Genomic DNA, 24,448 nt, shown 5'->3' on the forward strand with positions numbered 1-24,448 from the left:
CCTTCACTTGTTATTAACATGAAAAAAATTACTATTTTTGATACATCTATTTGTAGTTCAAACTTGGGAGATCAAGTAATAATGGAGGCTGTTGAGAAAATCTTAAATAGCTTATTTAAAAGTGATTTTTTTATAAAAATCCAGACCCATGATGTCATAGGTAAATCATCCTATAAATCCATACAAAATAGTGATTATGCTATTGTTGGAGGAACAAATCTTTTATCTTCTAATATGAACTCCTATAATCAGTGGAAGATTAGTTTATTAGATTCGTTTTTTATTAAAAGTGTAATACTAATGGGTGTAGGTTGGTGGCAGTATCAGAAAACTCCTAATTTATACACAGGAATACTATATCGCAGAGTTTTACATAAAGAATATCTTCACTCTGTGAGAGATAATTATACAAAACAACAATTGGAATCAATAGGATTCAAAAATGTAGTTAATACTGCTTGTCCAACAATGTGGTCATTAACTGAAGAGCATTGTGCGGATATTCCCAGAAGGAAAACAGATTCTGTTTTAGTTACTTTCACAGAGTATAATCAAAATAAAGAATTTGACTTCAAGCTAATAGAAATTCTCAAAGAGAATTACAAAAATATTTATTTTTGGATACAGCAACCAAAAGACTACGATCATATGTATAGTATTTATGGTGATAATGCAATCTATATTAACCCGAGTTTACAAGCATTAGATGAAGTATTAAATCTCGACATTGATTACATTGGCACCCGATTACACGCTGGAGTTCGGGCATTACAGCGCAAAAAGCGGAGTTTGATTCTAGCGGTTGATAACCGAGCTATCGAAATTTCTAAAGATACTAACTTACCTGTAGTTCCTAGAAATGATTGGGAAGGTATAAAGAATTGGATAGACTCAGCCAATGCTACTCACATCCAATTACCTTGGGATAATATTAATCAGTGGAAAAAACAATTTTAAGTAAACGATTTCAAACGAGTGTTAGAACTCGATATTGAAAAATGCTTCGACAGGATAAACCACACCGCCATTATGGATAGACTCATCGATCCCAAGAGTATAAGACTAGGAATTTTCCGATGGCTTAAAGCCGGAGTTAACCCAGAATTTCCTGAACAAGGAACACCCCAGGGCAGGGTAGTAAGCAGAGGATTTTCATTTTCTAAAATTGCGTGCGATGGCCAGAACCTTTTGACAATCAATTTTGACAATCAATATTTGTACTTGTTTTTGATATTAATTAATCATAGGAAAAAAAGTTTTTATTGACCTGTGGGAAAGGGTTTTGGGGAAATGATTTTCGAATTTACCTCCGAGAATGAAAACGCACTGGGGTAGTAAGTCCCCATTTGTTGAGGCACTTAAATTGCTGTAAATCCATACAATAGCTGGCAAATTAAGAGTTTCATGTCTGACTTATATGATGTAATCCATAAATGTTTAATGATTAAACCACTGCTAATTAGCACTAATGATATTAATGGGGGTGCTGCCCGCGCTACTTATCGTTTACATCAAGGCTTAAAAAGTATTGGTGTAGATTCCCAAATGCTTGTACAAAACAAGCAGAGTGATGATTACAAAGTAATTTCTCCAGCAAGCAAACTAGGTAAAGGTATTGGCAAATTAAAACCCACTCTCGATAGTCTACCATTACAAATTTATCCCCAGCGCGATCGCTCTACTTATTCCGTTCAATGGCTACCAGATAACCTAGCCGCAAAAGTAGCTCAAATTAATCCTGATGTGATTAATTTACACTGGATTAATGGTGGCTCTCTAAAAATAGAGACTATTGCTAAATTCAAAAAACCCATAATTTGGACACTGCATGATATGTGGGCATTTACAGGAGGGTGTCACTACAACGGAGATTGTATGAATTACACAAACTCCTGTGGGGCTTGTCCTCAACTACACAGCAATAGGGAAAAAGACTTATCGCGCTGGATTTGGCAACGTAAAGCCAAGGCATGGCAAGACTTAAATTTAACTATAGTTACTCCTAGCCATTGGTTAGCTAAATGTGCTGCTTCTAGTTCCTTACTAAAAAATGTCAGAATTGAGGTTATTCCTAATGGACTGGATACGAAACAGTATAAACCAATCGAAAAATCTGTAGCGCGATCTATTCTCGGTTTACCTGAAGATAAGCAACTTGTTCTGTTTGGAGCTATGAGTGCAACGAGCGATCCTAGAAAAGGTTTTAATTTTCTACAATCAGCTTTACAAAATCTCACCCAATCTGGGTGGGGAGAGCAAGTAGAATTGGTTGTATTTGGATCTTCTCAACCTAAAAACCCTACTGAACTTGGCTTTAAATCACATTATTTAGGTAGATTAAATGATGATATTTCTCTCTCCTTAGTTTATGCAGCGGCGGATGTATTTCTTGCTCCTTCTGTGCAAGATAATTTACCAAACACGGTTATGGAGTCTTTAGCTTGTGGTACTCCTTGCGTGGCTTTTGATATTGGCGGTATGTGTGATATGATAGAACATCAAAAAAATGGTTATTTGGCTAAACCTTTTGATGTAGAAGACTTAGCTAGAGGAATTGCTTGGGTATTGGAGGATGAGGAAAGATTACAGAAGTTAGGCGTTAATGGTCGTGAGAAAGTTGAGAATAACTTTTCTTTAGAAATACAAGCTCAAAATTATCTTGATATATATAAAAATATATACTATAAGTCATAAGAGGAAGTTGATTATACAAATTTATGACTAATCTAGTTTAAACAATCCTGTCGCGCTATCATGATTTTGAGGTAACGACAAAATCATGATTTTAAGATCATCTATGATACTTAGGAGAATTAATTATGATCTTTGTCGAAAGTATAAACCATAAAGTGCCAGGAATGGCTTTACACCAGGTTTTTGCTAAACTTTACCAAGCTAAATATCTCATTCTAGCAACTTCTTTAATTCTCTGGTCTATTATTCCAATAATAGGAACATTCTTTCTTCTACTATATTGTCAAATTAATATCTCTGGAAATAAAATAATAGACAGAAAAATACTTTTCCTCCAAAACTTAATTCCATTAATATTAGTGCTATTTACTATAATTATTTACAATGCTAGCATAACGCCATTTGGTGATACAGATGTATATATTAGGGTTTATAAGTTGCTTTACTATGAGCCATTATTCCATACTGTTGATGCCTTTGATACAGACAAAGAACCAGTTGCTTTCATTCTTTCTCAATTTGTTAGTAAACTAACAAGTGGCGATGAGTTCAGTTTTTTGCTGTTTCAATCTGCAACTATCAACACCGCAATAACTATTTATTCAGTGATATTTGTCCCTGAATTGTATCCAATGATAATTTTGATCAATATAATGTCTAATGGCTATTATTATCAGTTATTTTGGATGCCACAGTTTTATTCTTTTATTTTTATCATACCCAGCTTATATATAAGTAACTACATTAAATCCGTATCCCTAATTTGTATTGCTTATTTTACTCACAATTCTTCTTTATCAATAATTGGAGTATTTATTTATGAAAAAATAACTCATTATTTGATTCACTTTTTCAAAGTGTTCAAACTTCCAGATATACTAAATAATAAAAAAAATATTTCATTAATTTATATATTTATAGTATTACCACTTTCTAGTGTAATTTTCCAAAATTTTGTAGAATTTGCTTTGTCTCAAGATATTTTTACTTCAAAGATCAATAGTTATTCTGGTGCGCAATCTGCTAATTTTAATCAAGATCATTTTAACATTAGGAACCAGCTACGTTCGATACTTGACTACTCAGTTATATCAATATTTTTATTGAAATCTGAATTTAATAAATTTAATTCATTAATATTTTTTAGATGGGTGGGAATTTTCTTTATTATGTTATTTTTTTACGCCGCTGTTTATACTTTTGGGTTTAATATGAGGGCAAGTGCGTTATTTTTTTGCTTACCAGGTTTTTTTTACATTATTCCTATTTATTCTGGTAAACTTGATGGTTCAATAAACATCTATAGTTTTATATTAGTAGTATGGATTATTGTAAGATCAATATATTTTGCTATTGCGTTACTTAATGAAAATAATTACCTAACTTTTTTTGAAAATCAAGAACTATCTACAACAATTACAGGATACTTTCAATTATTATTTTCACAATAGACATCTCCGAAAACTGTCAAACTCCTACTATGAGTATTGGAGATTACCCGCTAAATGCAAAGATTCTCATGTTATACGCTAAAAGCTGTGCTTCTTAATGAAATTTGATCTAAACTAGCCATATAATTACTTGTGTTTTTCTGAAATATATTTTTCCTACTACCCTTGAAGTGAAATCATGATAATACAATGCTGTACTGTAAAAGTAAAGAGGTTAAACTGCTATGGATAAAATTAAACTGATTGACTGTACCCTGCGGGATGGAGGATACTACAACGAGTGGGATTTTAATCCCCAACTCATCAAGGAATATCTCCAGGCAATGTCTGCTATTTCTGTTGATTATGTTGAGTTAGGCTTTAGGTCATTTAATCGCAAGGGGTTTAAAGGTGGTTGTGCATACACAATGGAGAACTTCATCAGTCAGTTTGATATTCCAGAAAACCTCAAAATTGGGGTTATGGTTAATGGCAGTGAACTTGTTAAACATCCTGATGGTGTAGTTGGTGGCCTTGGCCATTTGTTTAAGCCAGCATCCAAATCCCTAGTTACTTTAGTGCGAATAGTGAAAAACTTCATGAGAAACAAAAGCCGCGATAATTACAAAAGCTGTCTGTGGAGTGATCCTAGCAAAACAAATGTCTAGTAATAGTGAGATAAAATTTACGTAATTGGAAACATATTTATATGAGTAATTGTCTAATTTCCATAGTAACAATATCAAGAAATGATTTTCAAGGTTTATTGAAAACATTAGATTCAGTCAAAGGGCAAGATTATGAATATATTGAACATATCATTGTAGACGGTGATTCTAATGATGGAACGAGAGAAATTTTGCAGTCTTATCAACATACTAAAAATTTTTCTTATGTTTCAGAACCGGATAATGGTATATCAAGTGCCTTTAATAAAGGTCTAGACAGAAGTACAGGGGATTTAATCTTTTTTTTAAATTCTGGGGACTTGTTTTTTTCAACAAGTGTAGTTTCTGAGGTAGTTAGTAGTTATATAAAATATAAGTGGAAATGTGCGGTTGGTAGTAGAATTGTATTTGTAAAAGGAGAAGAGTTTATGTATAGCCCACCAAAACTACCATCAAATTTTCTCAAATATTTTATGTTTTTGCCTCATCAAGCTTTCTTTTGTGAAACCAATTTACACAAGAATTACAAATTTGATGAATCACTCAAACATTGTATGGACTATGACGTATTTATTAGGATGCTGAGGGGTGTGGAAATATTTTATCTGCCTATAACGGTGGCAAAATCTGCACCGGCTGGTGCTTCAAAGGGAGGTATGCCAGAACAGTCACAAATACGCAGTAAGTACGCTACTAATCCCTTTGATAAGTTGATCATAAATATTATCAACAGACTTTTACTTTTAAAGACATTTTTCAAAATCAGTTCTCCTTTTGCAATCAAGTTCAAATAGGCCGCTGTGAGAAAAATTTGTTCTACGGTAAGTAAGATAAATACTGAATTATAGTGAGACGCAAGAAATGCCTAACTTTTCGTTTTTCGACCTTCATCTTTCCAGCCACACTAGGCATCCAGCATCAATAGCTCATGCTATTGAAAATTTGTGTCCTGGTAATAAATATCAATTTATTTATGACGAAAAAGATGGTGCTTCTGAAAAAGAAATTTTGAAAAAATTACCAGCCAATTCAGAAATTATTTATAGTGGATTCCCAAGTAAAACAAATATTAGTCATAAATTGACTACATTTAAGCCAGATGCTCTAATAGTCATGGCTCAAAGGATTCCTGATTCAGCATATATAAGTCTTGCCAAAACATTGAAGATAAAAACTTTTATGTTCCAGCATGGTCTTTATATTCCATTCCTTAAAAGGGAACCATCACTTTTTTTGAAAAAACTTGTAAAAACTTTACGATATATAATGTATGCATTAACTATAGCTGAAATAGTCGAAGAAGATAAAATAAAATACTTACAATACTACATTAAAAATTTAGTTTTTGGACAAAATATAACTGGTTCAATCGATAAAAACAAAATTAATGTAGATAAAGTTCTAGTATACGGTAATTTTTGGAAAGAATACCATCGACAACAGTTTGGATATTCAGACGAGTCTCAGTACGTAATTGGTTATCCAGATTTAATTAAAGTTAAGGATATTAGTAGTCTTATTCGGGAAAATTCAATTTGTTATATTGCTCAAACCCTAGTAGAAGATGGGAGACTACCTAGAAATGACTTTTTGAATTTTATCAATATTTTGTCTTCTAGCATACCAAATGATAAAAAAATATATATAAAACTGCACCCAAGAAGTGATGTATCCTTATACAAGCAGTTGAAAGAAGTTAATAACGCGGAATTTTGCAATAATAATATTCCTCATTGTAGCCATTATATAGGTCACTATTCAACTGTTTTGGCAGTCATAGCAATGGTAAATACAAATGTGCTGTTGTGGGATTTTGAAGGTCATGAAATACCTTCATATTTTACAGATATTTGCAGAGTAAAAACTGCTGATGTTAAAGAGTTAGTTGATTTTATAAATAACAATTCTATCCTAGAAAACGAGTGTGAAAACAAGTTAAAATCTCAGTTCCAAAACTTTTTCTATTTTGATGGTGAAGATCCATTGCAGAAAACGGCAAAAATTATCTTAAATGCTGTATCCTAAATGTCAGCTTGGTTTTATAGTGTTTATTACACAGAGAAAAAAAGACACAGACATAGAGCAAAATTTTAGGATATGAAATTTTTGAGTTTGATAAACTTATTTCGGATTGGCAAAATTTCTTGTATCTGATAACTTTAGATCACAAGAGAAAGAGAAAATTTTTTCAATCAGAAAAGCCTGTTAAATGGACAGAAATTATGCAGAAATTAATTTTAATTGCTTTCAACGCTAAAATAGGAATGAAACTTATTTTGGACTGTTATCGAATAAATTTTTCCAAATATTTCAATGTTTATGTATTGACTGACAAAGAATATGCTAAAGGTGTTAATGATCCCAAAATATTTGGTATTTCTGAATCTGGTAGCCATATTCGTATGGCTCTAGATGTGTTTAATATATTTAAAATGATTAAGATTATGGCTATAATAGCCAGGGAAAAAAAAGTAGTCATATATTTTATATCTGCTCATCCTCTTAACGCTATGACTGCATTTGCAGTAAGAATAATTAATTTATTACCTGATATGGAGTTAAGACTAGTTTCACATATTCATGATGTCACTCCACACGCAAATACGAAAAATGGATTTTTTATAGATGCTTTTCAAACAACTCAGGTGAATTTATCTGATCATATAACTGTTTATGGGGATTACCTCAAATCATCTGCTAAAAGACATTTTTCTCTGCCCGACTCTAAAATATTCTCGTATCTACATGGAGTAAATAGGACTATTAGTAGAGATAATTTACCTCAATCAAAAGTTGGGAAAAAGTTTGTTAGTTTGATAGGTAGAATTGATAAATATAAAGGTATAGACATTTTTCTTGACATAATAGCAACGCTCGAAGATAAAATTGATTGTGAATTTCTGCTGGCTGGTTATGGAGATTTGTCACCCTATACTGAAAAAATTAAGAAATTGAAAAGATTAAATGTGGTCAATCAATTTCTTTCGGATGATGAAATGGATGAGATGTTATTATCTTCTCATGTATTAGTATTGCCATACATTGACGCTTCACAAAGTGGCATGATTCCAGTTGCATATTATAATGCCTGTCCTGTAATAGTTTCCGATGTGGGTGGTTTGCCAGAAATGGTTAAACATGGAGAGACAGGGTTTATAAGTCCAGCTAAAGACGTGAGTGTATTTACAAAATACGTTGAATTACTGGTTACTGATTCAGACCTGAGAAATTCTCTATCAAAAAACAGTTTTGAATTTTATAGACATTGTTTACAATGGGATAAAATTATCAATGATGTTGCTTATTACATAAAGTCTCTATGATATAGTTAGTATCATGATGAGTTGCAAGAATATACAACACTTTGTGTAACAATATTAATTGGTTTAGGGATATTTAAAATATTCAATGCAGTAAATTCGCTATACTGGAACAAAGTTTAAATCTCACCCATGTTTAGTATAACACGAAAATTGCTTGAGTACGGAAGTTTGGTGAAAAGCGATCGCGTCAGTGCTGCACATTAGGCTAATCTTAAACCCTAAAATTATAAGAGAAAACTATTGTATTTGAAGTAACCGAAATACCGTTGTTGCTTGAGTGAGATATAAAAACCACATCTGTTGCCAACCCTCAATATAACCCCTCTCAGCAGTGCTTATGCGAGATGCTTGCAGCAGTACTTTGCGATCGCTCATGTTTTCAAATGTAAATAAGCATGAAGAACGATAAGCTATTTTACCGCATATTTCTCAATCAACCAGGTCTTCTCGCCGAACTCCTCCCTGGAATCCCCCCAGATTGTCAATTCGATTACTCAGCACCAGTCATTAAAGAACAGGAATTTCGCCATGATGGGATTTTAACCCCCGTAGAAAATGACCCCAACCTCCCCCTAGTCTTTCTAGAAGCGCAAATGCAACCAGATACAGACTTTTATGGACGCTACTTTGCAGAAATTTACCTTTATCTTAAACAGTATAAAATTATCAGACCCTGGCGAGGATTGCTAATTCTCAAATCCCGTCGTCATGACCTGGGTTCAGAAATTCCTTACCAATTCCAGTTAGATAAACAAGTCCAAAGACTCTACTTACAAGACCTGCTACATCAAAATCCCCTCAGTCCCAATTTAGCATTACTGCAACTGATTATCCTCCCGAAAACAAAAACCGTTCAAGCCGCTCAAAACCTACTAGAAAGTAGTAAAAGTCAAGCAGAATTTAGACAAAAACTTGATTTAGTTGAAGCTATACTGGTAAACAAATTCCCTAACCTGAGTTTGGAGGAAATATTAAAAATGTTAGACCTAAAAACCGCTGATATTACTCAAACCCGTTTTTATCAAGATGTTTTCCAATTAGGTAGACAAGAAGGTGAGCAAAAAGGTAGACAGGAGGGTGAGCAAAAAGGTAGACAGGAAGGTGAGCAAAAAGGTAGACAGGAAGGGGAAGCGAAACTGATTATCCGTCAGTTAAAACGTCGTTTTGGAGTAATGACCCCAAATCAAGAAACCCAAATTCGCACTTTATCCGTTCCCATGCTGGAAGCATTAGGAGAAGTCCTCCTTGATTTTATCAACCCCACAGACCTAGATACTTGGTTAAGTAACCAGGAGAATCTGAAGTGATAATCGACCTTGCTGAATTGAATAAGGATTTTAACTTGATATAGGCAGGAAACTGATTTCTCCCTCCGAGGTCTATTGAAATCGGGATAATAACTGCTCACGAGATAAACTAGACAACTGCAACAGCAAGGTAGTATATTCGTGAGGTGTTAAATTTAATACAGGCTGAACAACTGCCGCTAATTGCTCGTCTATAAAGCCAAATCGAGCTAAAAGCAGGTTTTCTACTATTTGCCGTCTTTCCTGTTCCTTACCTAGCTCCTTACCTATTTCCTTGCCTATTTCCTTACCGCGCTCTAAACCACGAAGTTCCGTTATCCGTTCCCACTCTAAATAAGCCGGTGTTAAATTCATTATTAACTCCCTATCTTCAACATCAATCTCATTGCTTATTTCCATAGTAATCTTCCAAGTCCCTAACAACTTTAAAATAGTATAGCGTTTTCTATCATCTTCGGGTAAAGCAATTACTTCATTAATTGCAGCTTGTTGAATTATTCCTTTACCTAAAATCCTCAACCAGAGAGTTTCTGGAGTATTCGCTAACTTATCAATCACAATTACTCCAGTCAGCAGTAATGGTGACGGAAAGTAAATACCTGGCAGCCAGTTTTCATCCTCACTGGCCATAAATTTATTCAGCAGTTTATCAGAACAAGAAGTAGCAATAATCCACAATCTTGGTAGTTCATGGTCAGGAATACTTTTTTTATCTCGTTTGGCTTGACGTTGTAAATCTGCTTCTAGGTGGAATAGTTTGGCTAAACAACTGCGGATTTCTCTTTCTGTTGGTTGCTTGCGAAAGGGTTCTAATAAACAACTGGTTACAGCAATTTTATTTAAAATACCGAAATTTTCTGACTGATGCTGTTGAGTCGATGGTGTAAACCAAACGACAAATCTGGGTTCTCCAGGTATTTCATAATTTATTCGCACCTCACCCAAGGAGGATAGAAATTCTGCAAATAACTGTTTGGAAAATTGATCAAAAGGGTTTTTAGTCATTTATGGTGATACACTGACCGCTAAATTAGATCTATTTTATCCGCAATGAGCTAATTTATGGAATTTAATCACCCATTATACTTAGAAATCTTTACCAGAAGACGAGGATTAAAACTGGCTCCTGTCTTTCCTGTAAAAATCCACAAAAGTGATCTCCCACAATCTCGCAACACCCGCACCAAAGATTCTGACCTATCTCCCCATGAAGGTACAGCAAGAGGTGTAACCACAATCCCTTGACTACCAAGGACAATAGTAGCGAACTGCTTGCAGCAGCGCTTCGCTATCGCTTTTGACCTCCTCATATGATAATCTGATGTAATCAAATAAATATGCTGTATCTTCCGAGCAGCAAACTTGTCTACCATAGATGTAAAATTAGTGACTGTATCCGTAGCTCTGCCATCAAACCGCAATTGGCGATTGGGAACACCAAACCGTTGAAAAATGCGGCGATTATAATTTAGGTTATAGTCACAATCAGAAACCCAAATATCTAAATCTTTGTGCGATAGCCAAAGCTGGGCGGCAAATTCCATTCTTTTATAATCACCTCCCAATACAAAAATTGCTTGGGGTACGGCAGTTTGGTGAAAAGCTATCGCTATCCTCACAGGAATTATGGTAGATAAACCAAGGGCGGCGGCTAAAACCAGCCAAGCTAATCTAAACTTCCTTTTCCTTTTCCTTTTCCTTTTCATTCACGAAAGTCACTTACCATATTCTTGACATTAGGCTAGTCTTAAAGCCTAAAATTATCAGTAGGTAATCCAGTTATATCAGTCTGGAGAGCAAATAAATCGCCAGAGTAGAAACTTTTCTGAATTTCTTCCTCACTTAAACCAACCGAAGCTGTCGTAATATAAAGCGTCTGCAAATCCTGACCACCAAAAGTACAACTTGTCGGACGTTGCACAGGTAAGGGTATCCGTAAGGTTTCCTCACCCTGAGAATTAAAACGAATTACGCACCAACCATCCCACATTGCTGACCAAATATTCCCTTCACTATCTACAGTCAGCCCGTCAGGATAAAAAGACTCACCGGCTAAGTCTACCAAAATATGGCGATCGCTAATTCTACCTGTTGCTGCTTCAAAGTTGTAAGCATATATCTTTTGTTGAGCAGAATCGGTTAAATAAAAAATCTTTTCATCTGGACTCCACCCCAAACCATTGGCAATGGTTAATCCTGTCTCCATTAAATGCAATGAACCATCAGGATCATACCAATAAAGGCTACCCTGATTTTTACCTGGACACATAGAACCAAACCAGAAACGACCTTGGCGATCGCATTTACCGTCATTAAAGCGATTGTCTGTCATATCCGCTTCAATTGCAATAAGCGGACTTGTTTTCCCTGTTTTAAGATGCAAAAAGGCTAATCCATGGCGTTGTGCCATAATGAGTCTATCTTGACCTGCGATCGCAATCGAACCGACGACATCTCCCACATCAAAAAAAAGGTTCTCTCCAGTTGTGGGATCAAATTGATTTACCCTATGGTTATATATATCCACCCAATAAAGCAGACCTTTGGTTGAGTCCCAAACTGGTCCTTCTCCCAAACGAGAACGTGCTGCTAAAACATGATTAAGTTGGTATTTTTCAGATTTAAGCCAATCCATCAAAATTTTCACCATTTCCAATTAAGAATCGAACTATTGACACTCCCCTCCTCTCAATTGAGATGATAACATCAAATATAATCAACTTATAACTGGGGAGTAAATCCCCGGCTTAAAAGACATTCATACCTAAAAATTTTTGGGATAATGGGAGTTATGCCCGTTAACCCAGACATGATCGCCAAAACCAGCCAAGCTAATCTAAACTTCCTTTTCATTCACAAAAGTCACTTACGATATTCTTGACATTAGGCTAATAGACCTCTTGCACAATTGTTTCTGTGGTACGATAGGAGGTTTTAGGTTTTATGTATTTTTGGTGTTCTTTGCGATCGCAAATTCAACCATAGCCGTGTAACTCTAACTTTTATCTAAAATTAACACAGCCCTCAATCATAACATAAAATTAATTTTGCAAGAGGTCTAATGTTAAAGCTTAGAATTATAAGAGAAAACTCTTGTATTTACAGTAACCGAAATAGGGTTATCGGTTGAGTGAGATACAAAAACCACAACTGTTACAAACCCTTAATAGAACCCCCCGGCAGCATTGCTTATACGAATCCCTTTTTTACTAAAAGGCAAATAAGCATGAAAAAAAAAGATAAACTATTTTACCATATATTCGGTACTAGTTTTTAAAACTGTACCCACCATACATACCTTATCTAAACTTGCGCCATTTAACTTCACAGCATCTACTTCCGCACAAAGTAAATTCGCTCCAGTTAAATCCGCTCCTGCTAAGTTAGCCCCTCGCAAATCAGCCTCTTCAAGATTCGCTTCAGTCAGTAAAGCTCCTCGCAAATCTGCACCGCTTAAGTCTGCACATTTGAGATTAGCCCCCGTTAAATTAGCACCTCGTAAATCTGCACATCGTAAATCACTACTTTGTAAATTTACACCCATCAAATTAGCACCGCTTAAAAAAGCACCAGCTAAAGACGCATCATTCAGGATTGCTCCCATCAAGTTACTACCCCTCAAATTGCCACCACGTAAATCTGCACCGGTCAAATCAGCTTGCATTAAATTTGCACCAATTAAATTCGCCCGCAAGTCAGTTTGTTGCAGATTTGCACCCATTAAGTTGGCTCCGGCAAAATGGCCACCCTCCAATTGAGAACCACTAAAGTTAGTCCCTACTAAATGCGCCCCTGTTAAATTTATCTTTCTTAGATCTAAGTGAGATAGATCCTCATCCTCTAAATTTGCGCCGGCAAGTTGTTTATTGTTGCTAATCATCCGTAAATTCTCCCTGGTGTGCTGTATACTGAAATCTGCTCACTACTTTTGCTGTGGCTATCCCAACGAGAATCAAGTAACCACAAACCGCCGCCGACTTTCGGTTTGATCACGGATAAATCAAGTCCCTGTTGTAAGCCCATGACTAATAAACTTAAGGTATCTACAAGTTTAGGATCAAAGCGGCTAGATTGTTGTTGCCGACACTGATCTAAAGCTTGAGAAAATATTTCCCCTTCGCTTTTACCTAAATATTTATACTGATTAAGTTGTATAATAAATTCTGCTGCCAGTGACAAAATTCGTGATTCTAAAGGAATATCATCACCAGCTAAACCAGCAGGTTCACCAGTTCCATTCCACCATTCGGTTTGATGGGTGATAATTTGCGCTATTGCCCGTAGTCGTGGCATAATTCGTAATGCTTGCGCTCCTGGTACGAGGGGACAAGCCAGAGGACAACTAGGCGCTTTTTCTGGATAAGCCGTGGTTAAGTGACTAGGAGTAATCAAACTCTCAACGTTTTGCAGTGAACCTATCCGATGTAACAAAGCCGCAAGACGTAATCTTTTAATTTGCCATGCAGGTATATCTAACAGTTGCCCCATTGTTTCTACTACAGATGCTACTTCCGTGGCTACACCATGGTGATTGATATCTGCTAGATCAATCAATTGCGCCATCCGTAAAAATGCTTGGATTTCATTAGATACCAAGTTACGATCCAGAGATTTTCGATGAGATGCTACGGGAATAGATAAGTTGTCCTGTCCTGTTTTCAGGTAATCAACAACACGGGCTACGACAGTAGCCACATCCGCTGATGAAGATATATGTGTATGAATTGCCTCTTTATATTGAGTAAGTTTCAGTGCTAATTCGGGATGATAGTCTTGGATATGCGCGATCGCTAATTCTGCGGTTTCCTGGACTAATTTCGGCTCAAATGTCCATAAACCGTAGAATTTCCGCTCTAAATCTGAACTTGGCAAGCCCTCACTCCCATAATCATCTGGGGATAACTCTTGACAAATTACCATCGCCGTGTAATCTGGTGATAAAATCATCAAATGCCATTCCTGAGCCACAGGATCATCTGTTGCCAATGCTACCAGATTAACATTACTTAACTGACTAGTGGGATGTTCAGCAAAACCAGCGTCAGCAGCGGCCATAATGACAATTTGTTGGCTGTGTTGAGCGATATCTGCATATCTGACCGCTTCTTCTAAATACCATTTACCCTCTTGGAAAGCCGTAATTACCAAAGGAGCATTATTTCTAGTTAAAATATGGTCTTCTAAAGCATGACAGAGGGCAACCAAGGTATTCTTATAGTACACCCCAAAATGAATTGGGCGCGAACTATGACGGTGGGAAGCTTCTAACTGTTGGAGAATTGAACCTTGTAACATGAAATTAGGGTTTTTTGAGTTTTAATAGTCCGCATAGCGGTGATTTCTCATCACCTGAACTTAAATTGACACCAGCTGTTTTTCTGGTATAGGTGCAGAAAGCGCCGTTTCCAAATCAGCGCGACCCAATTTGGCTTCTAAAATATTCATTACTTCCCGTCCAAAGTCGTTGGGATTTTGTCGCCAAGCTTGTAAGCAGACTTCACCAAAGAAAGAACCCAGAGGTTCAGGATTCCATAAAAGCTTTTTAGCAGTCCAAGGCATTAAACTCATCGGATCATAACCCGGTTTCAGAATCTCCTCTTTAAAAGCATATTCCTCTAAATGGGTGTGGGGTTGTAGTCCAATAAAGAAAATAGCGGGTTCAACTTTATCAACCCCAAAAATCCGTTCTAATTCCCTGTGATATGCTATAGTTTGCCGAATAGTTTCGGGACGTTCATCAATGACATTAAAAGAATAATTAACAGAAACTACATCATTAAAACCGGCGGCTTTTAAATCACGACAATTCTGCAAAACAGTTCGTAAATTATAACCCATTCGCATTTTGCGGACTAGTTCTTGAGAACCGCTAGTAATACCGATTTCAAAATAATTCATACCTGTTTTTACCATCAACTCACACAATTGCGGTGTTAAGTTGTCGGCTCTAATGTATGCTGCCCAATGAATATCTGACATCCCGGAATCAACGATTTTCTGGAGTAATTCCACAGCATCATCAATAAACTTGCGTGCGGGTATAAACTGAGCATCTGTAAACCAGAAGTTACGGATACCACGATTGTATAATTCTCGGATTTCCGCCACAATTTCATCACTAGGATTAATGCGGACTTGTTTACCCTCAACTACAGTATAAACACAATAACAGCAATTATGGGGACAACCGCGTTTAGTTTGCACACCAATGTAAAAATCTTGTTCTTGCAGATAATAACTAAATTCCGGCCAAATAGTCTCAATGTAATCGTAATTACAAGCTGTTTTTTCTAGGGGTGTGGGTTGTTCATGAATTAAGCGTGGACGTGGCGCATTTTCTCCCACAACATAACAGCGTTCATTGCGGAAATCTTCACCATTCAGCAGCTTTGTTAAAAGTGTTTCTCCCTCACCCACAGAAATAATTGTTCCCGCAGGTAAACTTTTACCCAACTGTTCATAGAATACACTTACCGCTCCACCACCCAAGACTACACGGGCTTGAGACTGATATTTTTGGGCGCGTTTTAAACCCCGTTTAACCAATCCTAGATTGCGCCATAACTCTACATAATAAGCTATAAAAATTCTTAATCCGCCCAAAGCACCACGTAATTTGATGAATGGGTTTTTAGCGTAGTAAAATTCAAAAGCGTTTTGCAGAGGATTTCCGCCCCGTCCTCCTACTGGCGCGTAAATTTGAATATCTCGCCAAGAAAAGACTAATAGTGTGGGTTTAAATTCATCAATAGACCGATCTAGAGCGGAAGTATAATCTACAGGTGGGATTGTACCTAAGTCAAAAATCCGCTGTTCTACACCGGGAAACAGTTTGTGAACATGATCCGAAAGATAGACAACCCCAATGGGAAAGATAGGGTTACAGGGAAGACGAACATAGAGGATTTTAGTTGGGTTCATACCGGGTTTAACTGCACTGCTTACCGTTGTTGAGGGAAAAATTAGTACCGTTCCAGCGGGAGTCAAGAGTCAAAAGTCAAAAGTTATATGACTTAATCAGGATTGTCCTTGACATTGCAGTTATTTTGTGTTACACAAAAAACTGAAAACTGGACTGCATAAAATTTGCTTATTATAGAAGGCGGTTTATGAACAAAATTTTCATATACATTCACCATAACATTGAGTTGATGAATTGAGGAATGACTTGCTGCTGGGATTCATGGGAGATAGATGTCACAGATATTTACATTTACCAAGGTGGATGAAGATAAGGAAGTAACGGCTGAAATTCTTAGCTAAGAAGAATTGACAGCAGTTTTATTCAGAATAAAAAGCCATATTCTTATTTATGACGGATTTGATCAACAAAAGATAGATTTATTTACAAAAATTTTAGAAACTAGATATAACTTTAGATATGAATAATGCAGAAAATCGCAGATGGTAGTCGCAGTTACAGTAACAGGGGATCATCCAGTGTTAGGTTGACATAACTAAAATAAAATTGTGGCGTAAATCAGCTTACCACCAGTTATGGCTCAGATATTAGATCCTCTACCACCGGAGCATTCGGGGAAAATTCTCTGCTGCTACGTTAATGCCACAAGTAAGATCCAGGTGGCTCGTATCTCCAATATTCCTAACTGGTACTTTGAAAGGGTGGTATTCCCTGGACAAAGACTAGTGTTTGAAGTTCCTAAACAGGCACAAATGGAAATTCACACAGGAATGATGGCAAGTGCTATTATATCAGATACGATTCCCTGCGATCGCCTCATTGTCCATCAACCCAGCAGTGAGGAGGAGCAAAACAACTCATCCCCAGAAATAAATCTTACTAATAGTCATCCAATGGGGTCGGAAATTCATAAAAAAAATGTAGATACGACAAAACCTTTGCAAGTAGTTGAATAGACATCTGGAGGTAAGGAATCAGGACTTATACAAGGATCACAAAAAATTATAATTTTTTGTTGGTAGCAGGCTTAAACCTCGATTTTGTTCGCGTAGGGTCTCGCGGAGAAAACTAAAGTCCTCACTCAGCTGTACTGCATTTAATTTGTATGATTCTAGCGGGCAAGATGCCCGCACCACAACATTTAGCCAGATTAAGATGATCAAATTTAGATGGGTAACAGCTTATTAATAGGATATTCTAAGTGTAGAGTCTCCGTTACATAACGGCTGAAAAGTGTCAAGGTGTTTCTGGGAATGTTTGCACCTGACTATCAGGACTCAGGACAACTCGTATTTTTAGGCTTTGTCCAGATTTATTACTAGAAACAAAAGGTTTACCAATTTCGGGAATACCACTACTATCAATATATTCTCTGGCAGATGGATTTAAAGGTTCAATTCTTTCGATAGTGCCATCAACACCCAATGTTACACTATATTCCAAAGTTTGATCTAGTCCAGTGGGGGGTTGCCAACGCTTATTTAGATATTCTCTCGCTTCTGCGATTTGAGTTGTATCAAATAAAGTCTTACTATTACTAGCTTGTGTCCCCGATGTCCCCAAAGTCGAAGTAGTTTTAGTTGCGGCTCTTAATCTGCTGACTAAATTATTATTATTTTTGGATAGAGAGTCCTGATTTGGAGTAGTAATTCCTACAGTCTCCTGCTTTAATTCCGTAGGATAAGGACTAGGAAGTGTATTAGGAATATTGCTAAAACTCTGGTTAGGAATACTGGCAATAGACGGGGGTAGTGTATAAACACTAAAGGGAATATTATTTTTAGTAGAGGGTAAATTCTTGGGTTTGGTGCTATTAATTCCACTTTTAGCAGTAATACCCGAAGAATTGCCTGGGGGATTAGGTACTATATTGATGGGAACTTGTGGAGTAACCGGATAAGACAAAGTATTAGGTGGTATAGTTAATGCAGGTTGAGGTGATGTTTTTGGTGCGGCTGGGATAGTTCCATTGGGAAAGGAAAGCGGTGCTGAGGGTATGGTAGAATTGGCTAGTGGTGGTATTAGCGGTATTCCAGGTGTGTTTAAATTTACTGGTGGTGTTGGCCAAGTATCTGCAATGGTAGGGGAAAGTTCTTTAACTTTTTCGGGGTCAGTGTGGTTGTTTTTGGCTATTTTCTGCTGATTTGGTGAAATTTTCTGGGCATATTGCCAGGTAAATGGGGCTAAACTGGCAGCTACTACCAAAATTGCGGCTATGGGGACCCATTGAGGTAAACTGGGGCGAGTAGTCTCAGTGCTGATAGTTGGTAATACCATCATATTAGATGAGTATTCATCTATTACCGTTGCCAAATCAAATAGTTGTAGTAAACTTAATTCAATCACAGATCCAGATGTCTGGTTAGCAAGATCACCAAGAAACAGTTTATGAGTTAAATTATAACTAGGTTCTAAATAAACTTTTCCTTTGGTAGTTTGGTCGTGAAGGGATGGTATAATTTGAGCAGGAAGGACAGATGTGAGAACATCTTTTGATTCCAGTGCTAATGTTGTATTACTATTATCGGCGTTTGATAAAGTGACACTAAAATCTGCGGTAGATTCTTGGAGAAGTTTTTGAACGTAACTGGTTACAGTATCACATAAAACTTCTAACTGCCGATGATCACCCTGAATCAGGATTTGAGCGGCTTCTGATAGTCCTGGGTGATCAAATTGTAACCGAAAACTCAAATCTCTAATGACATTTTTTTCCACCCAACGGGACAAAGATGAATTTTGCGCCCAAATTTCCAGGGTACAAGTGGGGGCGGTATAGCGACGAATGACGGAATTTGATGAAGACATAACAAATTGCAAAGTAAAAAATAGGTAATTTCGGATTTTAGGCTGAAAATCGAAAATTAAAGCTTATTTTGTGGAAATGTCTATTAGTGCTAACCACAAACGCCGGTGTCCACCAGCAGCACTATAAAAGAGTAAATTTATTAACAGTTTGAGGGCTAATTTCGTAAGTAAGTCTATTGAGGTTGTCGGCTCTTCTTCCATACGTTCTTGGTAAGTATTACAAAAACCATCTATATAATCTCCTAATAAAGCAGTTTGGTGGGGTTTTTGATTATTTGCTGTCATTTGTTCCAATAAACCTACAGCGCGGCGAATTAATTCTTGATGTTGTTTAGCAAGATAGCAAATAATTAGTACGAGCGATCGCGCTTCCTCAACATCTAACTTTTTTCGTCCCCCTTGGCCTTTGCGAAGAGGATTTGATTGACGTAATCGCCATAAAGCCACTCGATCTGGTATTTTGGATTCTAAATTAAGACTAACTGCGGCGGATAGCATTGCTTCTGAACCAATACCAGTTAGGGTTTCTAGCGCCAGTAACGCCAAGTCTAACCGAGTTTTGATATTTTCCCATTGTATTGTACTTGGGGCTGGGATTTGGCTTAAATCCTCCCAAGGTGATTTTGATATAGCGGAATTAGCGGTTGAGTGCATAACTTTTAGCATATTTTGTCAGTGGTCGGTTGTCAGTTGTCAGTTGTTAGTTGTCATTCAACATCTAAAATAAATTATTATTTACTCCTGCTTCCCCTACTTCCCTTACCTCCTTTACTTCTCCTGCCTCCCCTACCTCCCCCGCTCCCTGTTTTATATATGAGCAATAGTAACACCACTACCGCCGTCAGCTTGTTCGGCTGGTTCGTAGTGAGTAACTCTGGGGTGTTGTTGTAAAAAAGCGTGAACCCCTTGCTTGAGTTTACCAGTGCCGTGTCCATGAATAATCCATAAGGGTCCTGGGGCTTCGGAAATGGCTTTGTCTAAGATATATTCAGCATCAGCTACTCTTTTTCCGCGCAAATCTACAGTATTTTTAGAAGTACGAATGGCTGGGGCTGGTGGTGTTGGTATAATTACAGATGGGGTTATTTTAGGTTTAACTACTGATTCTGGTTTTTGTCCATCTAGTGACTCTATATCTTGCAGTTGTACGGTCATTTTCATCAGACCAAAGCGTACGCTAAAATTGCCTTCAACGTCGGGAATTGTTAACACTTCAGCAGTTTGACCTAATTTGGGAATCCGCACGCGATCGCCCAATTTAGGCATAAAACCAGGTTGGATTTTGGGTGGGGGTGCGGCCTCGTATTTTTGAGCAATTTGATTAATGTTGGCGGTGGCCTGTTGGGCATCTTGGGCGTTGGGTGTCCCTTGTTGTAAGCGGCGGATAACTTGGGCAATTTCCCCTTTGGCTTGGCTAATTGCTTGTTGAACGGCGATTTCCTGGGAAGCACGTAAATCTTTTTCTCTGGCTTCTAAAGCAGCGGCTTTGTCAGAAACTTCTTTATACAAGCGTTCCGCTTGACGTAATAATTTTTGGGCTTCTGCGGCTTTGGTTTCCTGGCTGCGGCGTTGCGCTTCTAAACCCGCAATAACTTGATTGACTTCGTCCGTAGCTTCCCCAACTTGGGTTTTCGCTTCTGCTACCACCTCTGGCTTTAACCCTAACCGTAAAGCAATACTCAGGGCGTTGGAACGGCCGGGAATACCCCACAATAGACGATAAGTCGGTGACAGGGTAGTTTCGTCAAATTCTACGGACGCATTTTCAAACCGAGGATCTTCGTATTTGAGGGCTTTAAGTTCGCCAAAATGCGTACTAGCCATAGTTAGTTGGGTATGATTAGCGAGATATTTGAGTAAAGCGATCGCTAACGCACTTCCCTCCGCTGGATCTGTACCTGCACCCACTTCATCAAGTAATACCAGAGATTGGTAATTAATTGCTAAGGGGGAAAAATCATTTTGTCCGGGTTCTAATGCCTCTAAAATTCGACTAATGCGGCGAATATGTCCAGAAAAAGTAGATAAACTCTGTTGTAATGACTGTTCATCACCAATATCAGCCAAAATTTGCCTAAACCAAGGCATTTCCACCGGTTCACGGGCAGGAATAAATAAACCTACCTTAGCCATGACCGCTGCTAATCCCAAAGTTTTTAAAGTTACCGTTTTTCCCCCAGTATTTGGTCCTGTAATTGTGACTACCCGGATTTGAGGACTAATCAATAAATCTACTGGTACTACTGCATTTCCCTGTTCGTGCTGCTGTTGCCAAACTAACAACGGGTGGCGCAGATTTCGCAAGGTAATAATTTCATTTTCTTGAGGATTGACAAAGCGTGGCGGGTTAGCACCTATCCAGAAACTATAACGTGATTTGGCTACCGCTAGATCTAAAGTGGTGACAATGGCTAATAATCTTTCTAAATCTGGTGTAACTTCTGCTACCTTTTCTGTCAAAGTTCGGCGAATTGCTTCCGCTTCAGTTTGTTCTTTTCTAATAATTTGACGTAGTTGATTACCCAATGGTACAACACTATTAGGTTCTATATATAGAGTTGCACCACTGGTAGAGGTATCGTGAACAATACCGGGAATTGCGTCCTTTTGCGGAGCTTTTACAGGTATAACAAAGCGATCGCCTCTTTGTGTAATTAACTGCTCTTGAACCGCTCCCGATTTTGCTTGGATAATATTTTGCAGTTTTTGGGTAATTTGGCTGCGAACTTTCCGCAATTCCCCCCGAATTTCTCCCATTTTCTGACTAGCACGGTCAGTAACTTGCCCACGTTCGTCAATACAACGGTGAATTTCCTGCTCTAATTCCGGGTAAGTCCGCAATTCTGAGACTAAATCGTTTAAAACCGGGATATTTTCCTGATTATCAATAACACGGCGTAAATTTCTTGCACCTGCTAGGGTAGTAGCGATCGCTAAAAGCTCCTCCCCTGGTAAAATACTTTGCAGTGCAGCCCGTTCTAGGGAATCACCAATATCTTGTATACCCTCAAAAGATAATCCCGGATGTAAACGACTTTCCAATTCATAAACTTCTTTAGTTTGCGCTAATAACTGTTCACTTTCTGCCTGAGTTTCAGGAATGGGCAAGTTACGCGCAACTATAGACCCTAACTTAGTTGCCGCAAAGGTAGAAAGGTGCTGGCACAGTCGAGGCCACTCTAGTAATTCTAAGGTTTCAGATTGAATCAAGGTTTCAACAACTAATCTGAAATTATAGTAACAATTTTAGTTGCTCAAAGACTAGATTTTCCAGGAGAAAATTTTTCTGGTTTTTTTGTTACAAAAATCGTAACATTGACTAGGTTTTTCCATTTATCCTGGATAATATGGAGAATACAGTCTCATAGCTACCTTAGTGTCTACCAAGTTCACCAATGAACAGAAAACCATATCTGATAGCAGTTACAGGGCTTGCTGTCTTATCTGTACAGGCTCTAGGATCACTGAATGGGTTGGCTTTGACCCCAGCAAATCACTATTCTCAATCTATCATATCTCAAAATTCAGAAGAACAAACACGAATTAAAGTTTATCAAAAAGCCAGTCCCGCTGTAGTTTACATCAACACTGGTAAAACTTCTGGAAGTGGTTTTATCGTGAGTCGAGACGGATTAATTATTACCAATGCTCACGTTTTGGAAGATGCACCCGCAACCGTGACTGTAATTTTAGAAGATGGTAAACGACTTCCTGCTGACGTAATTGGCTTTGCTAAAAACGGTCTAGATTTAGCAGCCATTAAAATTCGTCACCAGCGGAATTTACCCACATTATCTTTAGCAAAATCAGCCCAAGTAGGACAGTCCGTATATGCTATTGGTAGTCCCTTTGGCTATGACAATCAAAATAATTTTACTGCTGGTGTTTTGAGCAATCTTGACGAACAAGATGGTATCATTAAACATGATGCTAGAATTAATCCTGGTAATTCTGGTGGTCCACTTCTCAATTCCCAAGCCCAAGTTATTGGCGTAAATACTGCTATTCGACTTGATAGAAATGGCAGTAATACTGGTATTAGTATTGCTATCCTGGTAAATAAAATACAACCTTTCTTAACGGCAATTCGTCAGGGAAATATTTCCCGTTTACGGCGCTAATAGTCTGTTGAGAATTGAGACTGGCATAGGCTTCTAGCTAGTTTGTCTATCTGGGCAGGCAGGATGCCTACCCCACAGAAATTAAATGTCCCTTTCCCAAATGAGGAGATTCTTGTTCCTAGCTTCTAGTTTGTCTATCTGGGCAGGCAGGATGCCCACCCCACAGAAATTAAATTGTCCCTTTCCCAAATGAGGAGATTCTTGTTCCTAGCTTCTAGTTTGTCTATCTGGGCAGGCAGGATGCCCACCCCACAGAAATTAATGTCCCTTTCCCAAAGTAGGAGATTTAAGAAATGATGAAATTAACATTATTAACCACACTGTTTTTAACCACCACATTAGCATCTACTCCTGTTTTTGCTCAAGAAGACGCTAATAATCAAATTCGCTTTATCTGTTCTACAAGTCGTTACTCCGAAAATGGAAAGTCTGTTCCTACTACTTTTCTTTGGACACCAAATTTCCAAAAAGCAATGGTAACTTGGACATCTGTATTAGGAGGAGTTAAACCACAACAACGTTGTAAAACAGTTTCTCAGAACTTCCAAACAGCTTTTAATAACGGCAGTCTTAATTACGTTACCAATGCTTTTCAAAACGGTAATAAAGTAATTTGTTCTGTGAGTTCAATAGATGGTGATGGTGGTTGTGATACTGTATTATTTACATTGCGACCTCAGGACAAGTCTCAGAATGTTCTCAGACACTTAAACAAACTCTGGTTTGGTAGTAGTACTACGACCGGACCTCTTATCCAATATTCTGGAGAACGGAAATTTTACATTGATATTCGCCAATTCCTGAATACACCACCAGCAAATAAGATGCAATAAAGAAGATTCTCAAAAATTGTAGGTTGGGTAGAACGAAGTGAAACCCAACTAATTTAAGGAAGTTGTCAAGAAGTGTTGGGTTTCGTTCCTCAACCCAACCTACTTATTTAACTAATGATCATGTAATCAATCCAGGTGAATCTTATCGCATTCAAGCACCAGATTCTCAAAAATTGTAGGTTGGGTAGAACGAAGTGAAACCCAACTAATTTAAAGAAGTTGTCAAGAAGTGTTGGGTTTCGTTCCTCAACCCAACCTACTTATTTAACTAATGATCATGTAATCAATCCAGGTGAATCTTATCGCATTCAAGCACCAGATTCTCAAAAATTGTAGGTTGGG

General features: G+C 37.5%; 21 protein-coding genes and 1 pseudogene. 12 read left to right on the top strand and 10 right to left on the bottom strand.

The window, feature by feature from the left end; all coding sequences use genetic code 11:
• The first annotated feature begins 18 nt into the window (after positions 1–18).
• The 8 genes and pseudogenes from FFO06_RS07605 to FFO06_RS07640 all read left to right on the top strand — a co-directional run bounded on the left by FFO06_RS07605 (position 19) and on the right by FFO06_RS07640 (position 8,115).
• Positions 19–957, top strand: a complete 939-nt coding sequence (locus FFO06_RS07605; RefSeq protein WP_137907494.1) for a polysaccharide pyruvyl transferase family protein — start codon at positions 19–21, stop codon at positions 955–957.
• 12 nt (positions 958–969) lie between these two features.
• Positions 970–1,143 (top strand): annotated as a pseudogene (locus FFO06_RS21905) (RNA-dependent DNA polymerase); the annotation flags it as partial.
• Between the two features lie 300 nt (positions 1,144–1,443).
• Positions 1,444–2,694 carry a glycosyltransferase family 4 protein gene (locus FFO06_RS07615; RefSeq protein ID WP_137907516.1) on the top strand — a complete coding sequence of 417 codons (1,251 nt, stop codon included), beginning with the start codon at positions 1,444–1,446 and terminating at the stop codon, positions 2,692–2,694.
• A gap of 125 nt (positions 2,695–2,819) precedes the next feature.
• Complete coding sequence (locus FFO06_RS07620; protein ID WP_137907495.1) at positions 2,820–4,145, top strand: EpsG family protein; 1,326 nt, start codon at positions 2,820–2,822, stop codon at positions 4,143–4,145.
• Positions 4,146–4,369: 224 nt separating this feature from the next.
• Positions 4,370–4,792, top strand: coding sequence for a beta/alpha barrel domain-containing protein (locus tag FFO06_RS07625; RefSeq protein ID WP_137907496.1), 423 nt, complete (start codon positions 4,370–4,372; stop codon positions 4,790–4,792).
• Between the two features lie 41 nt (positions 4,793–4,833).
• A complete protein-coding gene (locus tag FFO06_RS07630; protein WP_137907497.1) occupies positions 4,834–5,586 on the top strand; it encodes a glycosyltransferase family 2 protein in 753 nt (250 codons plus the stop codon).
• 67 nt (positions 5,587–5,653) lie between these two features.
• A complete protein-coding gene (locus tag FFO06_RS07635; protein WP_137907498.1) occupies positions 5,654–6,817 on the top strand; it encodes a polysialyltransferase family glycosyltransferase in 1,164 nt (387 codons plus the stop codon).
• Positions 6,818–7,014: 197 nt separating this feature from the next.
• Positions 7,015–8,115 (top strand): glycosyltransferase family 4 protein, encoded by a 1,101-nt coding sequence (locus FFO06_RS07640; protein ID WP_137907499.1) that lies wholly within the window; start codon positions 7,015–7,017, stop codon positions 8,113–8,115.
• 237 nt (positions 8,116–8,352) lie between these two features.
• Here FFO06_RS07640 and FFO06_RS21135 read toward each other — a convergent pair whose 3' ends face one another.
• Entirely contained in the window at positions 8,353–8,490 is a 138-nt protein-coding gene (locus FFO06_RS21135) for a hypothetical protein (protein WP_162501182.1), read from the bottom strand.
• Between the two features lie 20 nt (positions 8,491–8,510).
• Between FFO06_RS21135 and FFO06_RS07645 the strand changes: the two genes are divergently transcribed.
• Positions 8,511–9,422 carry a DUF2887 domain-containing protein gene (locus FFO06_RS07645; RefSeq protein ID WP_137907500.1) on the top strand — a complete coding sequence of 304 codons (912 nt, stop codon included), beginning with the start codon at positions 8,511–8,513 and terminating at the stop codon, positions 9,420–9,422.
• Between the two features lie 72 nt (positions 9,423–9,494).
• Here the strand turns inward: FFO06_RS07645 and FFO06_RS07650 are convergent, their stop codons facing one another.
• From FFO06_RS07650 to FFO06_RS07675, 6 genes are all read right to left on the bottom strand, one after another.
• Entirely contained in the window at positions 9,495–10,427 is a 933-nt protein-coding gene (locus tag FFO06_RS07650) for an RpnC/YadD family protein (RefSeq protein WP_137907501.1), read from the bottom strand.
• 68 nt (positions 10,428–10,495) lie between these two features.
• Entirely contained in the window at positions 10,496–11,128 is a 633-nt protein-coding gene (locus tag FFO06_RS07655; RefSeq protein WP_137907502.1) for a YdcF family protein, read from the bottom strand.
• Between the two features lie 41 nt (positions 11,129–11,169).
• Positions 11,170–12,057 (bottom strand): SMP-30/gluconolactonase/LRE family protein, encoded by an 888-nt coding sequence (locus FFO06_RS07660; protein WP_137907503.1) that lies wholly within the window; start codon positions 12,055–12,057, stop codon positions 11,170–11,172.
• A gap of 609 nt (positions 12,058–12,666) precedes the next feature.
• Complete coding sequence (locus FFO06_RS07665) at positions 12,667–13,302, bottom strand: pentapeptide repeat-containing protein (protein ID WP_137907504.1); 636 nt, start codon at positions 13,300–13,302, stop codon at positions 12,667–12,669.
• Positions 13,299–14,717 (bottom strand): DICT sensory domain-containing protein, encoded by a 1,419-nt coding sequence (locus FFO06_RS07670; RefSeq protein WP_137907505.1) that lies wholly within the window; start codon positions 14,715–14,717, stop codon positions 13,299–13,301. Before FFO06_RS07670 ends, FFO06_RS07665 begins: the two co-directional genes overlap by 4 nt.
• Before the next feature lie 60 nt (positions 14,718–14,777).
• A complete protein-coding gene (locus FFO06_RS07675; protein ID WP_137907517.1) occupies positions 14,778–16,343 on the bottom strand; it encodes a photosystem II high light acclimation radical SAM protein in 1,566 nt (521 codons plus the stop codon).
• A 576-nt stretch (positions 16,344–16,919) separates the two neighbouring features.
• On the opposite strand from FFO06_RS07675, the gene FFO06_RS07680 reads away from it, so the two are divergent.
• Positions 16,920–17,300 carry a DUF1830 domain-containing protein gene (locus FFO06_RS07680; RefSeq protein ID WP_137907506.1) on the top strand — a complete coding sequence of 127 codons (381 nt, stop codon included), beginning with the start codon at positions 16,920–16,922 and terminating at the stop codon, positions 17,298–17,300.
• Positions 17,301–17,580: 280 nt separating this feature from the next.
• Here the strand turns inward: FFO06_RS07680 and FFO06_RS07685 are convergent, their stop codons facing one another.
• From FFO06_RS07685 to FFO06_RS07695, 3 genes are all read right to left on the bottom strand, one after another.
• Positions 17,581–19,152 carry a DUF4335 domain-containing protein gene (locus FFO06_RS07685; protein WP_137907507.1) on the bottom strand — a complete coding sequence of 524 codons (1,572 nt, stop codon included), beginning with the start codon at positions 19,150–19,152 and terminating at the stop codon, positions 17,581–17,583.
• Between the two features lie 63 nt (positions 19,153–19,215).
• Positions 19,216–19,818, bottom strand: a complete 603-nt coding sequence (locus tag FFO06_RS07690; protein ID WP_137907508.1) for a DUF3038 domain-containing protein — start codon at positions 19,816–19,818, stop codon at positions 19,216–19,218.
• Between the two features lie 141 nt (positions 19,819–19,959).
• Positions 19,960–22,362 (bottom strand): endonuclease MutS2, encoded by a 2,403-nt coding sequence (locus FFO06_RS07695; RefSeq protein WP_137907509.1) that lies wholly within the window; start codon positions 22,360–22,362, stop codon positions 19,960–19,962.
• 185 nt (positions 22,363–22,547) lie between these two features.
• Between FFO06_RS07695 and FFO06_RS07700 the strand changes: the two genes are divergently transcribed.
• Positions 22,548–23,273 (top strand): S1C family serine protease, encoded by a 726-nt coding sequence (locus FFO06_RS07700; RefSeq protein ID WP_137907510.1) that lies wholly within the window; start codon positions 22,548–22,550, stop codon positions 23,271–23,273.
• A gap of 293 nt (positions 23,274–23,566) precedes the next feature.
• A complete protein-coding gene (locus FFO06_RS07705) occupies positions 23,567–24,106 on the top strand; it encodes a COP23 domain-containing protein (RefSeq protein WP_137907511.1) in 540 nt (179 codons plus the stop codon).
• Positions 24,107–24,448: the final 342 nt, after the last annotated feature.

The sequence above is a fragment of the Dolichospermum planctonicum genome (assembly GCF_005402965.1).
GTDB lineage: Bacteria > Cyanobacteriota > Cyanobacteriia > Cyanobacteriales > Nostocaceae > Dolichospermum > Dolichospermum planctonicum.